This window comes from Candidatus Marsarchaeota archaeon, from assembly GCA_023473665.1.
Taxonomy (GTDB): Archaea; Micrarchaeota; Micrarchaeia; order Micrarchaeales; family Micrarchaeaceae; genus JAMCYM01.
In genome coordinates this window covers 93596-105832 of record JAMCYM010000002.1, presented here as the reverse complement: position 1 = coordinate 105832, position 12237 = coordinate 93596, and the positions used below count along the sequence as shown (strand labels likewise).

General features: G+C 51.4%; 15 protein-coding genes and 5 tRNA genes. 10 read left to right on the top strand and 10 right to left on the bottom strand.

Annotated elements, in window-relative coordinates:
* Positions 1–49: 49 nt before the first annotated feature.
* The 5 genes from M1158_01300 to M1158_01280 all read left to right on the top strand — a co-directional run bounded on the left by M1158_01300 (position 50) and on the right by M1158_01280 (position 3123).
* Positions 50–121 (top strand) — tRNA-Phe (locus M1158_01300).
* A gap of 88 nt (positions 122–209) precedes the next feature.
* The gene (locus M1158_01295; GenBank protein ID MCL5099739.1) at positions 210–665 is read left to right on the top strand and encodes a hypothetical protein; all 456 of its coding nucleotides are present in this window, start codon (positions 210–212) and stop codon (positions 663–665) included.
* A 90-nt stretch (positions 666–755) separates the two neighbouring features.
* Positions 756–828: transfer RNA gene (locus M1158_01290), tRNA-Gly, on the top strand.
* Positions 829–909: 81 nt separating this feature from the next.
* On the top strand, positions 910–1053 hold the full coding sequence (locus tag M1158_01285; protein MCL5099738.1) for a hypothetical protein: 144 nt from the start codon (positions 910–912) through the stop codon (positions 1051–1053).
* A 381-nt stretch (positions 1054–1434) separates the two neighbouring features.
* Entirely contained in the window at positions 1435–3123 is a 1689-nt protein-coding gene (locus M1158_01280; protein MCL5099737.1) for a hypothetical protein, read from the top strand.
* Here M1158_01280 and M1158_01275 read toward each other — a convergent pair.
* The 3 genes from M1158_01275 to M1158_01265 are packed head-to-tail and all read right to left on the bottom strand — an operon-like array spanning position 3120 to position 3992.
* Complete coding sequence (locus M1158_01275) at positions 3120–3581, bottom strand: DUF2666 domain-containing protein (GenBank protein ID MCL5099736.1); 462 nt, start codon at positions 3579–3581, stop codon at positions 3120–3122. The two genes, M1158_01280 and M1158_01275, sit on opposite strands and share 4 nt — an antisense overlap.
* 4 nt (positions 3582–3585) lie before the next feature.
* Positions 3586–3807 carry a transcriptional regulator gene (locus M1158_01270; protein ID MCL5099735.1) on the bottom strand — a complete coding sequence of 74 codons (222 nt, stop codon included), beginning with the start codon at positions 3805–3807 and terminating at the stop codon, positions 3586–3588.
* A 32-nt stretch (positions 3808–3839) separates the two neighbouring features.
* Complete coding sequence (locus tag M1158_01265) at positions 3840–3992, bottom strand: 50S ribosomal protein L40e (protein ID MCL5099734.1); 153 nt, start codon at positions 3990–3992, stop codon at positions 3840–3842.
* A 227-nt stretch (positions 3993–4219) separates the two neighbouring features.
* Between M1158_01265 and speD the strand changes: the two genes are divergently transcribed.
* The 5 genes from speD to M1158_01240 all read left to right on the top strand — a co-directional run bounded on the left by speD (position 4220) and on the right by M1158_01240 (position 6742).
* Positions 4220–4621, top strand: coding sequence for an adenosylmethionine decarboxylase (speD, locus tag M1158_01260; GenBank protein ID MCL5099733.1), 402 nt, complete (start codon positions 4220–4222; stop codon positions 4619–4621).
* 71 nt (positions 4622–4692) lie between these two features.
* On the top strand, positions 4693–4971 hold the full coding sequence (locus M1158_01255) for a CDGSH iron-sulfur domain-containing protein (protein MCL5099732.1): 279 nt from the start codon (positions 4693–4695) through the stop codon (positions 4969–4971).
* 54 nt (positions 4972–5025) lie between these two features.
* Entirely contained in the window at positions 5026–6141 is a 1116-nt protein-coding gene (gene trpS / locus M1158_01250; protein MCL5099731.1) for a tryptophan--tRNA ligase, read from the top strand.
* Between the two features lie 58 nt (positions 6142–6199).
* Positions 6200–6271, top strand: a tRNA-Thr gene (locus M1158_01245).
* A gap of 21 nt (positions 6272–6292) precedes the next feature.
* Entirely contained in the window at positions 6293–6742 is a 450-nt protein-coding gene (locus tag M1158_01240; protein MCL5099730.1) for a 3'-phosphoesterase, read from the top strand.
* Between the two features lie 167 nt (positions 6743–6909).
* Here the strand turns inward: M1158_01240 and M1158_01235 are convergent, their stop codons facing one another.
* The 7 genes from M1158_01235 to M1158_01205 all read right to left on the bottom strand — a co-directional run bounded on the left by M1158_01235 (position 6910) and on the right by M1158_01205 (position 12232).
* Entirely contained in the window at positions 6910–7614 is a 705-nt protein-coding gene (locus M1158_01235; protein MCL5099729.1) for an NAD(P)-dependent oxidoreductase, read from the bottom strand.
* Positions 7615–7704: 90 nt separating this feature from the next.
* Positions 7705–7779 (bottom strand) — tRNA-Glu (locus tag M1158_01230).
* Between the two features lie 48 nt (positions 7780–7827).
* Complete coding sequence (locus M1158_01225; protein ID MCL5099728.1) at positions 7828–8619, bottom strand: hypothetical protein; 792 nt, start codon at positions 8617–8619, stop codon at positions 7828–7830.
* A 59-nt stretch (positions 8620–8678) separates the two neighbouring features.
* Positions 8679–9155 (bottom strand): DUF460 domain-containing protein, encoded by a 477-nt coding sequence (locus M1158_01220; protein MCL5099727.1) that lies wholly within the window; start codon positions 9153–9155, stop codon positions 8679–8681.
* A 4-nt stretch (positions 9156–9159) separates the two neighbouring features.
* Positions 9160–10200, bottom strand: coding sequence for a DsbA family protein (locus M1158_01215; protein MCL5099726.1), 1041 nt, complete (start codon positions 10198–10200; stop codon positions 9160–9162).
* Between the two features lie 18 nt (positions 10201–10218).
* Positions 10219–10293, bottom strand: a tRNA-Arg gene (locus M1158_01210).
* A 55-nt stretch (positions 10294–10348) separates the two neighbouring features.
* A complete protein-coding gene (locus M1158_01205) occupies positions 10349–12232 on the bottom strand; it encodes an arginine--tRNA ligase (GenBank protein ID MCL5099725.1) in 1884 nt (627 codons plus the stop codon).
* Between the last annotated feature and the right edge of the window lie 5 nt (positions 12233–12237).

Genomic DNA, 12237 nt, shown 5'->3' with positions numbered 1-12237 from the left:
TGCGTGGGCAGGTATTAAAATCTAACCGCGCAATAATAGAAGCGCCAATGCCGCTGTAACTCAGTGGGAGAGTGTCCGCCTGAAGAGCGGAATGTCGTCGGTTCAAATCCGACCAGCGGCAATTTATGCTTTTTTGTGCAGAGCGCAGAATCATGGCCGTAGAAAAGCTCTATATATCTTGACGCTCAGATGTGCCAAGCAGTGCTTCAATGGTAGAGAGCGTCCTACTTGCAAGCTGCAGGATAGTCCACAAGCTCCGTGACGACAAAGAGGAATACCTGGTGCGTCTGAACAGGTCGGGTTTGCCGGAAATCGAACAGATATCAGGCACGATCAATACCAAGAGTCCAGTGCACCCGAACTACTACATCAGAGGCAGGGCATACATAGGCTACGCTTTGAATAAAGAGCTTGTAGGGCACATTTTCGAGGCTAAGCCCATAACAGACATCGCGTTCCTTAAGTATATGTATACGTTCAGCTTGATGATGAAGGATGTGGAACTGCTGCGTGTAGCTGGAGATAAGCTGCCGAAAGAGAACAGTCGCAGCCCCTACGTTAATGAGATCTTCATCGATGAGGGTGTCGCAGACTCATTCAGTATCGGAGAAGGCCAGCGACTGCTTCTCAAGGCCAACCCCCTCTTCAAACCTGCACAGAAGTAATGGCGCCATCAGGCCAGCCGTGCACATGCCGGCACAAGGTTTAAAATCCTGCCACATAATATATACTGCTTTTTGCAGTCAGAATTGCATGCGATCTTAGTCTAGCCTGGTAGGACGCTGCCTTGCCAAGGCAGCGACCCGGGTTCAAATCCCGGAGGTCGCATCTTCCTACAGTTAGGTATAAGTATCTGTGCATGTAAACAAAATCGCAGACACACCTTTGATTTACGCTTAGGTGAAAGAAATGAGCGAATCAAAGGACAAACAGCAGCCGGGCCTGGCCGGGCTGCTCAGAGAACGCATTCCAGGCGAAGAAGGTGTGTCTTGCAAAATAGACAAGTGGGATCTAGGAAGGCTAGAACAGTACTTCCCGAAAGATCTCAAATGAATGGCTGAAAACCATTCTTTTTCCCTCCGGGGGACTACTTGATTATAACTTTTTATCACGTAAAGTTCCGCTGGACCTTGCCGGCGCTTGTGAGCACAGTAACAGTATAGTTTTCAGATGTAAAATTCAGAGGGAAGACATATTAGTTTTCAGGTATGGGGCCATTGTAGGAGAGCGTTGCATTTGCCATCCCAGGCAGTGAGTATCTAAGACTCCTCATGTAGACTGGCTTATCCGAATCTTGGGCCATTTCAGGCGCCTGCACCTTGTAGCATCTTTTCCTATATTCGCTAATCGTCTAATCACAATTCGTCGTTTATTAATGTTGCCATCCATGCCACTGCAATCCTATGGGGAAAGCAACAAAAAAAGGCGTATGCGATGATGACAACCGTTGAGAGAATAGATACAGAAGCCGCAAACAGGGCAGGCAGTGCGGCAAGGAAGTCGGGCATGGAATCGTATCCTAAGATAGGCTTCAACAAGATGATAGTAGTTGCGCCTGACACTTACGTGTCGAGCCAGGTGCTCGGAGAGGCCACGGGCCTTGATCCCGATAGGATAAGTATAGGCCTCGGCGTGAATAAGGCGCGGCTGCCAACATACTCGCAAAGCAACGCGACCCTTGCTGCAAATGCGGTATACAAGTTCATCAAGAGCGTTGCAGCAAACGACGATGACAGAGAGAGGTTCTTCGCCGAACCTATAAACGCAATCTATTATGCGACCGAGAGCAACGACGACTTCAGCAGGCCGGAGGCAGTCGTCGCGCTCAGCATGGCTACATCGCGGCTCCTCAACGAGAACGAGACGCTATATAGGCCGTACATCGACATGCTGAGGCACGTTGAGCTCAAGCAGGTCACGTTCGCATGCGCAGGCGCGGGGCTTTCGCTTTCCAATGCGCTGGAGAGCATATACGCAGCATACACATTTGGGAGGAAGGAATCCGCAATTATACTGTCGACCGATACCGCAGTTTATGATAACGCTAGGTCGCCAAACGCAGAATCCACTCAGGGTTCATCGGCTACACTGGTATGGGTGACCAGAAACCCGAAGCTGCTCGAAATAGAGTATAGCAAAGGCTATGGCAAATTCACGCTGTCATACCCTGATTTCACAAAGTTCGGGAACCGCAACCCCTTGACCTATGGGACGTTCTCTGAGATAGGCTTTGTTTACGCTGCGGCTGAGGCCGTTGAGGAGCTTGAGAACAAATATGGGAATGGAAAGGGCCTCATAGCCGTAATCAACGCGTTCATCAGCCACGTGCCGTTCCCGAAGCAGGCAATATACTTTGCCAGCTTCCTCTTCGAGCACTACCTGAAGACCTACGACAAGGAGTTGTTCGACGAGCTGCAGGCCAAGCCGGACATAGGCCCTAGCCCGATAGACAGCAGAAAATTCACAGACCTCGTTAGGGAGAAGCTTGTAGCATTCCGTGGCAAGGACAGCGATATAGTCGACTACATAACCAAGGATAAGGAGATAAAGGCGTACTGGGACTGGCTCAAGAAACTCAGGGAGATGCCAGATTCTTCAGATGCCACAGAAAAGAGGCACGTGAGATGGCTGGAATTCGACAAGTTCATCAAAAGGCTTAATATAGACAGCGCGCTCATACTGCCTGCTGAAGTGGGCAACTCCTACACCGGCTCCACGCACGTCGCGCTTGCGAGCGAGCTTCTGTATGGCAACGGCACCGATTTCGTGGTGGCGTACTACGGCAGCGGACTCATCACGGAAGCATTCTACGCCAAGCTGGCAGCCAAGAGCAGGAAGGAGATAGAGAATGGTATAATAGTGACCTTCGGATCGCACGACATACCGCTAGACGCCAGCCAATACATTGCGGTCCACGAGAACCTGCTCAGGGGCGATGCGGATCGCACCATGAATGCAGGGAAGATAGACCTGATCAACAAGGACATGCTAATGCTGTTGAGGGACAGGAAAGAGAAAGTCCTTCCGGAGGGCTTCTACCTCAGGAACAGGAACGTGGACGGCACGTGGAACGCGGCATACTCAGATGGGACCAATATTGTTGACATACTGCCAAGGTATTAGACAGGAGCTTTTGCCTTACCCATCCTGCCAGGGGCTTTCGGGGGCTTCAGGTTCGGGAACACTTTTGACATAGCCTGCTGGTTGATGCCTGTGTCGAGTTTGAGCGAAGTTATTAGCCTGTTGAGAAGATAGGTCTTCGCGAACGGCATTAGAGTCTTGTTCTCGCATGATTCCTCAATGGCCCTTTTGGCATCTGCGCTGTCGACGTGGTGGAGCGCCTCTGCGAGCGAGGAATAGCCAGCCCTGAGCGACGAGGTCTTGCTGACCGCGAAGCTGTCCAACACCTCAGTCTTCACGCCAAGTATCTTGAACATCTTGCCGTCTATGGTGCTGCGGACGCCTGCAAGGTGGAACACTACCTCTTCTGGCTTGGTGTCAGGATGGATGGCCAGCCTCTTTATCGATAGCCAGTCCTTGTACTTGGCAGAGAAATCTATGTATTCTTCTGGCGTGCTCATGCTTTCACTTTTCCCCGAGTATATAGTAGCCTGACGCCTTCTCGCGCGCCACGCGCTTTATGACACCCTTCTGGACCAGCGCAACAAGGGTATTGTTGACAAGGCCCTTCGGTCTGTTGCACTTCTTGGTTATGTCATCCGCCGTCTTTATCGAAGAGTCTTTTGTCGCGCCGAGGTCCTGCAGCGCCTTGACCACAAGCTGTTCGGTTGGATTAAGATCTGCCATACTGACACCTTTCGCTCATACAAGATTCAGCGTTACTTCTTCACGCGCGTGTTCTTGCGCTTCGGCCTCAGGGCGTGGTAACCGCATTTCCTGCATGTGGTACTGCCTGCCTTGTTTCTGGCCTTACAGCGCCTACAGATCCAAATTTTGGACTGCGCTGCATCTGCTATCGGAAATTTCCCCATAAAAGCACCATCAATGCATTGGCGAACCGCCGATTAAGGCGTTAAGCATGAATCAAGCATACATTAGACGCAACAACTAATAAATATCTAACTATGGCCACGAATCGATGGGCCTTCCATCGCGATAAAGACGCGAATCATATTGTACAAGTCGCCACGGGCATATGCTTAAAAGAATATTTGTTGATTGATGAAAACATCATGGGCAAACGCCCAGGTGAACACAGATGGCAAAGAACGCAATTACCATACAGACGACAAAACAGATACCTAGAGTGATAGGCAAGCACGTGTATGCTAACATGTACGGGATTGATGAGAAACTTATAGGCGACCTAGACAGGCTGACCAGAATCGTGATAAAGTCTGCACAGGTAGGCAACATGCATATCCTGGAGCTTATGACGAGGAAGTTCAACAGCTACAACGGCATAGATGGCGGCGTTTCGGTCATTGCGCTCATTGAAGAGAGCCACATAGCCCTGCACACCTGGCCGGAGAGCGCGTATGCCACTATAGACATATACAGCTGCGGCGCGAAAAGCAGCCCGGAGCTCGCGTTCAGGTACGTATTGGGGGAGCTGAAACCGAAGAACTACAAGACGAGCACGATCGACAGGGGCAACTGAGCATTTACTCAGATTATTAATGCGAGGGTTCATGATTTATTTATATTGATGTACATGTTGATGTGATACGCATGAGAGTCATAAGACATGACAGGAACCACCCGTTTGTGGTAAAGATGCGCGATGCGCCTGGCTTTGCCAAGCTGGCAACTGACGAAAAGCTGTTGAACTATGAGGTTCACCTCTGCGCCTGCGGCCTGTCAAGGCACAAGCCGTTCTGCGATGGCAGCCATGCCAAGACCAGCAACGAGAAGGCCGGAAAGTTCTACATCTACGACATCGACGGCAATGGGAAGGAAGTACAGGCAATCGAGAACCTGGAAGCACTGCCGAACGAGTACCAGGGCTAAGATGGCGCTGCACGCAAGCAAATAAAGCTTTGACGTCCCTCTATCTGTGATTGAATGGCTGGCGATTTCAGCGTGACGCCCTACAAGGTAGAGGGTCGTATAGACTACGACATACTTGCGAAGCGCTTCGGGCTCAAGATTATAGATGAAGAGCTTGAAAAGCGCATCAAGAAGCACACAGGCGAATTGCACTTCATGATACGCAGGCACATATACTACGCCCATAGAGAGCTCGACTGGCTTCTTGACGAATACGAGAAAGGCAATAAGTTCTACTTATACACAGGCATAGCGCCCTCCGGACCGATGACCATCGGGCATCTCGTACCGTTCATGCTGACACAGTGGCTGCAGGAGAAATTCGACGCCGAGGCGTACATACAGATACCTGACGAGGAGAAATTCCTGGCTAGGGGCGTGCCGCTTGACGAGGTCCACAGACTCTCATATGACGCTGCACTGAACATCGCGGCCCTCGGCTTCAATCCGAAGAGGACGAAAATCTTTCTTGACACTGAATACGCGAAGACGATGTACAAGAATGCGGTCCGCGTCGCGAAGCGCATAACTTTCTCGATGGTGAAGGACGCGTTCGGCATGACGAACGAAGCCAATATAGGTTGGATATTCTACACCAGCATGCAGGCTGTACCCGCGTTCCTCAAGAGCGTGGAAGAGGGTCACAACGTGCCATGCCTGATACCTTTGGCCGTTGACCAAGACGTGCACTTCAGGATAGCTAGGGACGTGATAGGAAAACTTGGCTACTACAAGCCAGCGATAATAGAGGCGAAGTTCCTGCCAGGAGTTAGTGGCGGTGCAAAGATGTCGGCGAGCACAGCGAGCGACACAATATACCTGCATGACACCGAGGAGACCGTGAGGAAGAAGGTCAACAAAATGTTCACAGGCCAGCAGGCCACGGCAGAGCTGCAGAGGAAGCATGGGGGCGACCCTGAAAAGTGCGTCGTGTGCCAAAACTACAAGTATATGTTCGAGCCTGACGACAAGAAGCTCGAAGCGATTTTCGATGCTGAAAGAAACGGCACGATGCTCGCTGGCGAGCACAAAGCAGATTTGGCGAAGCGCATAAACGCGTTCCTGGAGCAGCACAGACGCAACAGGGAAATGATAAAGGGCAGGCTCGATGACTTCATGGTAAGGGATTGAAGGCTGCGTGCTGCATGCAATTTTATATATGCTACAGGCTATTGTTTAAGCGTATTGCGCCTCAGTAACTCAGTGGTAGAGTGCCAGTTTTGTAAACTGGAAGCCGAGGGTTCAAATCCCTCCTGAGGCTTTGGCATACTGCGGTGCTTAGATGCCACAAACTGAGGAGGCAAGCAAGAGTTTCTACGACAAGATACTGCCGAAACTGAAAGGCAAGAAGTTTCCGCGGCCGCTGTACGTAATACACGAGCACCACGCCACAAGGCTGCACTGGGACCTCAGACTGGAGTTCGACGGCGTGCTCGAAAGCTGGGCGCTTCCGAAGGAACCGCCTGCCGAAGAAGGCGTGAAAAGGCTCGCAGTGCAGGTAGAGCCGCATCCGCTTCTCTACGGCTTGTGGGAAGGCACAATACCGAAGGGCAACTATGGCGCAGGCGTAGTAAAGATATGGGACACCGGCACGTTCGAGACGCTGGAGAGAAGCGAAAACAAGATTGTTGTGAACCTGAAAGGCAAGAAGCTCAAGGGCAAATACATACTGGTCAAGGCTTCGTTCAGCGGCTCAAAGAGCAATTGGCTGTTCTTCAAGTCGAGCGAATGATGCCGCACTTCGACATGCTTGCATACGTCTGCTTTGCATGAGAATGAATCTTCTGCAATATTGCATTAACTCGATGCTGGGGTTATATATAAGTCATAGAAAATCGATTCTAGTTAGGTTGAGGTCAATGGGTGCCTTTTCCTACTATTTTTATTTCATTTCAATTTTTATACAGGGTTGTAACCCAATATGCTTCTTGCTTTCGACAGGTCTACGTTTGGGACTGCGTCTGTAATAGTAAACACTTCATACCAGAGCTTTCTATTGAGTCTCACCGCAAGCTCTAGCGCCTTCGCCGAATTTTCTATCTTTAGACTTATCCCGTCAAGTTCCCATCGTTCCCCCGGTCTTCCACCTATCGGCCCGAATCTTAGTATTATCACATCAAGCTTTTTCATCAATCCAAAATTCGCAAGGATTTGTTCGGCTATCACCTTGCTCGTAGAATAGGCTATGTCGCAGTCCCTGCAATTCAGGTCCTGGGGCTTGACATGCTGCGTAATTATAGGATTCCCTTCTTTTATAGGCTTCACAAAAGGAATCCCGCGTTCAAGGCCATAATAAGAAGTTGAACTTGAATATACCAACCGTTTTACTTTATTTTCCAGTGCTGCATGCGCAACGTTAAATGCGCCTTCGCAATTTACTTTAAAATACTCTGAAAATGTCTTGTCAGGATCCGGTCCGCGTATTGCGGCCAAATGCACCACAACATCAGAGCCTTTCATTGCTTTTTTCAATCCACCGTAGTCTAGGACGTCCTGCCCATTTTTAAGGTCGTACCCTACTATTTCCAATTCTTTGTTAATTGAAGCATGCTTTATGAATTCACTGCCTATGTATCCGTTGCTGCCTGTTACGAAGATCCGCATACTTACCTTTTATCATGAAAGGCTAAATAATTAGCTAAAATGTTGTTTTTGGTGGATGTTTCCTTAACTGTATATAACCCATTAACTCGATGCTCCCACCGAGATTTGAACTCGGGTTTCAGCCTTGAGAGGGCCGTGTCCTTGACCGGGCTAGACGATAGGAGCTGCACACTTCTATTTGCCAGCAACATATTTATTAGTGAGGAACGGCATTCACTTCCTAATCACGCGCCTGTTCGCAGACTCGTACGGCATAAGCTTTTCCTCGAGAAGCGACATTGTGTCTATGCCAGTCTCGTCATTGAGCTTGAGAAGCTGCTCCATGAATTCCTCTTTGCTCGCATCGTCATCCTCTGGGCGTATGTCTTGTCCGTCTATGTTCTTTATCAGCGCCGACATCCTGTCGAGCGTCTGCGAGAAGCTTTCAAGCGAAGCCTTGGGCGCGTTGGCTATTGCTATGGAGCGCTTGAAGAACTCCATGTGCAACGAGGCCTTGCTTGAATCGTATAGGGCCTTGAATGGCTTCTTGTAAACGCCTGACAGCAGCATCGATATTGCAGCACTCTTTGGTTTCCCTGCGCTGGCCATAAGGGCCGGTATGAGCAGCATGTTCTGCTCTGGCTTGAGTCTCTTACCTGGCCCCGATGCCTTGCACTTCGCTATGTAGACGTCCAGCTCCGAGGGGTTCGCATCATAGAAGAGGTTCACGTATGCGGTTATGCTTGTCCGTATGGCCCTGTATGAATCAGTGGGGCTGACGTGCCGCGATGCGTAGTGATTATCTGCAAGCGTGCGAAGCGCCCTCATGTGGCGCGCCAGCCTACGCTTGTCGCGCTCCACCCTTTCCTGCTCTTTGGCGAACATGGTTGGCGCTTCATTGAGCGCATAATCTATGGCAAACAGCATCGATTTTATAGAGAGCAGATTGACTCTGAAGAGCACGCGGCGGGCACGCACAGTGTTAGAGCGGGATTTCGGGGCAGGCCTCTCCTTGAGTTTTTGCAAAACATCGCCGTGAAGTAATGGTCCCGATTAAATGGATGAAAAGCATTTAATTAGTTGCGTCACTGCCTATTCGCCTTCCTATTCATCATTACCTCGTCCACGGAGTATTTGTGGATGACTTTGGACTTCAACGCGTCGATGTCATCGAAGTTCCGTTCCTTGGCTGCTCGCTCGGCCTGCTTCAGCTTGTTAGCGTAGGCGTTGTATGCGCCAATCGCAGCGACATAGGCATCGCGCTCGTGCTGGTTCTTTATGTTGTTCTCCTTGGCGGCGGTCTTCTTCTCGCTCAGCGGTATGCTCTTTCTGGGTGCATAGAGCACCGAATTGAACGCTGCATTGACCTTCCTGATTATGAAGCTGGTCGACGCGGGCTTGTCAGTGGCTATTATGTCGGGCACGCCGACCGCGCGTATTGCCTCGACGAGCCGGCCAACGCCTGCATCTGCCATGTGCGACGAGTGCACAAGCTTTCCGTTAAGGTTGAGGCAGGCGATTGCCGAGGTCTTCCCGGTGTCTATCCCTACTATTATATGCATTGGATCAGGATCCCAGCTGCTTCAGGGCATAGCCGATGGTGGTGTTAAGCCTCTGCGGTATGGTAGAGTACTTGCAGTTGACTATGTAGCTCGGCGTGGCAGTTACGTTGTAGAAGCTGGCCAGCTGCTCCTGGTGCACCAGTGCGGGAGCTATGTTGGCCATGCATAGGTTGAATGCCGACATGTTCAGCCCGGACGAGCTGGCGATCTGGGAGAGCAGCATGGCGCCGGGCGGCTCGCCGGAATAGACGGTGCTCAGATTACTGATGAACTGTTCGAACTTCGGCTGCACCGAAGCGCAAGCAAGGTAGCCGCCGAGCAGCTGCGTTGCGTTTACTCCGTACGCACCGTACTTGCTTATCGCGTATGACGAGAACAGGAAATCGTAGCTCACGTTGACTTCGGGGTTGAGCTTCGATACGTTTATCGCCTGCATTATGCTGGCCATAGAGCCTGGCGCATACGGGTCAACCATCAGGTAGACGGGTATTGGAGGCTTGTATGAGCAGTAGCTCTTGCCGCTTAATCCGATTACACCGGGAGCTACGACGCTGTTGTTGGAGTATAGCAGCGGCTTTATTGTCTGGATGAAAGGCTGCACGAGCGTCAGGTTAGAGTCATATAGCAGCATGGACACGTTGAACGTTTCATCGGTGAACGGGTCTAGGTATGGTATGACGACAAGCCATTCGGCGCGGTTCGCAATGTACGAGACTGATGACTGGTTGACGAACGAGTAATACGGCAGCAGCGCGAGCGTGGAATTGACCGTTGCGTATGCGGCCAGCACGCGGTCTGCAGCCAAACTCGCCTGCGAGGCGTTGTGCGCAGGGGTGACGCACGTGCCGTTCAGCTCGCCTGATGCACATACTACCGTACTCCTGAAGTTGGAGAGCACGAACGCGAGCGCCACCAGTATCACGACCAGCGCAATCAGCGAGACGTGCAGGTAGTCAAGGCCGCCGAGCCTCGAGGCCGGCTTAACCAAAAATACCGGCTCCTGCTTCTTCGCCTGATTGTCTGCCTGCTTTGTTCTCTTCTCCATTATACCACCGTGCTTAAGCGGGCCCGGCGGAATTTGAATCCGCGACCTTCGTCTTAGGAGGACGTCGCTCTATCCAAGCTGAGCTACGGGCCCACATAAGCAGACATTAATTCCACTCGGCATTTTATAAAGTTTTGCTGTGACGCAATCACATCCGCTCTATAGGCGTTATGCCGCATATCCTTAGCATGCTGTCCATCACCAGCTTGAAGGCTCCGACAAGCGCAAGCCTTGAGCTGCGCTCTGTCTCTGATTCGGCCTTCAATACCGGCTTCTGCTCATAGAACTTGGCAAACTCTACGGCCAAGTCTGTTATGTAATCGATGATCACGTTCGGCTTCGTCTCTATGCACGCCTTCTCCACCACGTTCTGCGCCCGCGTCAGAAGCTTCACTACGCTGAACTCTATTTCACTCGGCAGCGAGATTTTCGAGCCTGGATTCGTTTCAATGGCTCCAGCGCTCTCCAGTATGCGCGCTGCACGTGCGAACATGTACTGGCAGTACGGTCCAGACGCGCCCTCGAAGTTCAATGCGCGTTCCCACGAAAAAACCAGCTTCTTCTCCTGCGACAGCTTCAGGAACTCGAACCTTATCGCGGCCACCGCTACATCCTTGGCTATCTTCTCTCGCTCATCCTCGCCAAGCTGGAATCTTGTGCCTATCAGGGTCTTGGCCTTTTCCTGCGCTTCCCGCACCAGGTCGTCGGCCGTGTAGCCCTGCCATGTGCCCTTCCTGCCGGCAAGCGCTACCGAGCCTTCCAGCTCCACGACGCCGTATGAGAGGTGCCGGAAGCCAGCCGCCTTGTCTGGGTAGCCAAGGGCATCGAGCGACAGCTTCACTAGCGACTGCTCGTAGCTCTGCCTCACGTCTATAGAGTTGATCGTTATGTCTGCATTGCCGAAGTCCATCGGCTCGCCTTCTTGTGCTGTGGTGTACAGCGGCTTGCCGTTCGGCTGGGCGTGTATGAATTCCTTGTATCTGAACGTATTTGGGAGGAGCCCGAATTTCCACAGGTGGAAAGCTATATCCTTAGCCACATAGTTGGGCGTGCCATTGCTGCGTATCAGCACCTTCATGTCTTCTTTGAGGTTCAAGAACTCTTGCGGCAGGTCCTTCACGTCCTTGAAGTCTATTACCGTGCAGCCCGCATACTTGCCGTCGGACACTTTCTTAGCGACGCCTTTCTTGTCAAGCATCTCCATTGACTTTTCCAGAAGCTTGTTGCGCACTATGTCGCTCTCCCACACAAGCACGTCCTGATATACCCCAAGACCGAACGCTGTGGCGTACTCTGCATTTATGAACTGCTCTACCATCTCCCCAAGGAACTTTGACTCGTAGGTGCCATCCTGCTCCATCAGCAGTATTGTGTTGCTTATCTCATTCTCTATGTCGTGGCTCCTGGCGTACTCGTTCACTGCCACGTATATTTTGCCCAGATAGTGGTCGTACTTCTCGCCGCTCTGCTGCCCAACGCCTATTAGCTCAAGGTGCGCGCTGCCCCATACCACTTGGGCCGCCTGGCGGCCCAAATCGTCTATGTAATTTTCGCGTTCGACAGTGTAGCCACAGGCCCAATATAGGTTGGACACGACATCTCCAAGCAGTGCGCTCCTCACCTGGCCGACATGGAGGGGATGTATAGGGTTAGCGCTTATGTATTCGCTTATGGTGCGCTTGCCCGCACCAATGCCTGATCTGATGTAGGCTTCGCGCTCTGCCCGTATGGTCGACATTAGGAGCCCTGAGACCTCGTCCCTGTTGAGCTTTATGTTGACAAATCCGTTCTCGGTCGTGACGTTTTCTATGTACCTGCCTTTCTGCAGCTTTGCTGCTATTTTACCTGCCACGTCAACTGCGCTGAGGGACATCTGCTTTGCTATCTTCAGCGCGCACGTCGACGCTATGTCGCCGAAGCCCCTCGATACGTCAATGGTAGGAGCGACATCGCAAGAGTAGCCGCAATCTTTCAGCGCGTTCTCTAGCAGCGCCGTTATCTCATTCAATATCTTTGTGTATGGTGATTTCATAATGC

What these genes read in the sequence shown, in the direction of transcription:
- M1158_01220 (MCL5099727.1), bottom strand. Translation starts at nt 9,155, where the DNA reads ATGCATATAATAGTAGGGATAGACACCGGGAAGACCTCGGCAATCGCC.
- trpS (MCL5099731.1), top strand. Translation starts at nt 5,026, where the DNA reads ATGGCTGGCGATTTCAGCGTGACGCCCTACAAGGTAGAGGGTCGTATA.
- M1158_01275 (MCL5099736.1), bottom strand. Translation starts at nt 3,581, where the DNA reads ATGAGCACGCCAGAAGAATACATAGATTTCTCTGCCAAGTACAAGGAC.
- M1158_01295 (MCL5099739.1), top strand. Translation starts at nt 210, where the DNA reads ATGGTAGAGAGCGTCCTACTTGCAAGCTGCAGGATAGTCCACAAGCTC.
- M1158_01270 (MCL5099735.1), bottom strand. Translation starts at nt 3,807, where the DNA reads ATGGCAGATCTTAATCCAACCGAACAGCTTGTGGTCAAGGCGCTGCAG.
- M1158_01240 (MCL5099730.1), top strand. Translation starts at nt 6,293, where the DNA reads ATGCCACAAACTGAGGAGGCAAGCAAGAGTTTCTACGACAAGATACTG.
- M1158_01280 (MCL5099737.1), top strand. Translation starts at nt 1,435, where the DNA reads ATGATGACAACCGTTGAGAGAATAGATACAGAAGCCGCAAACAGGGCA.
- M1158_01285 (MCL5099738.1), top strand. Translation starts at nt 910, where the DNA reads ATGAGCGAATCAAAGGACAAACAGCAGCCGGGCCTGGCCGGGCTGCTC.
- M1158_01235 (MCL5099729.1), bottom strand. Translation starts at nt 7,614, where the DNA reads ATGCGGATCTTCGTAACAGGCAGCAACGGATACATAGGCAGTGAATTC.
- M1158_01215 (MCL5099726.1), bottom strand. Translation starts at nt 10,200, where the DNA reads ATGGAGAAGAGAACAAAGCAGGCAGACAATCAGGCGAAGAAGCAGGAG.
- M1158_01265 (MCL5099734.1), bottom strand. Translation starts at nt 3,992, where the DNA reads ATGGGGAAATTTCCGATAGCAGATGCAGCGCAGTCCAAAATTTGGATC.
- speD (MCL5099733.1), top strand. Translation starts at nt 4,220, where the DNA reads ATGGCAAAGAACGCAATTACCATACAGACGACAAAACAGATACCTAGA.
- M1158_01255 (MCL5099732.1), top strand. Translation starts at nt 4,693, where the DNA reads ATGAGAGTCATAAGACATGACAGGAACCACCCGTTTGTGGTAAAGATG.
- M1158_01205 (MCL5099725.1), bottom strand. Translation starts at nt 12,232, where the DNA reads ATGAAATCACCATACACAAAGATATTGAATGAGATAACGGCGCTGCTA.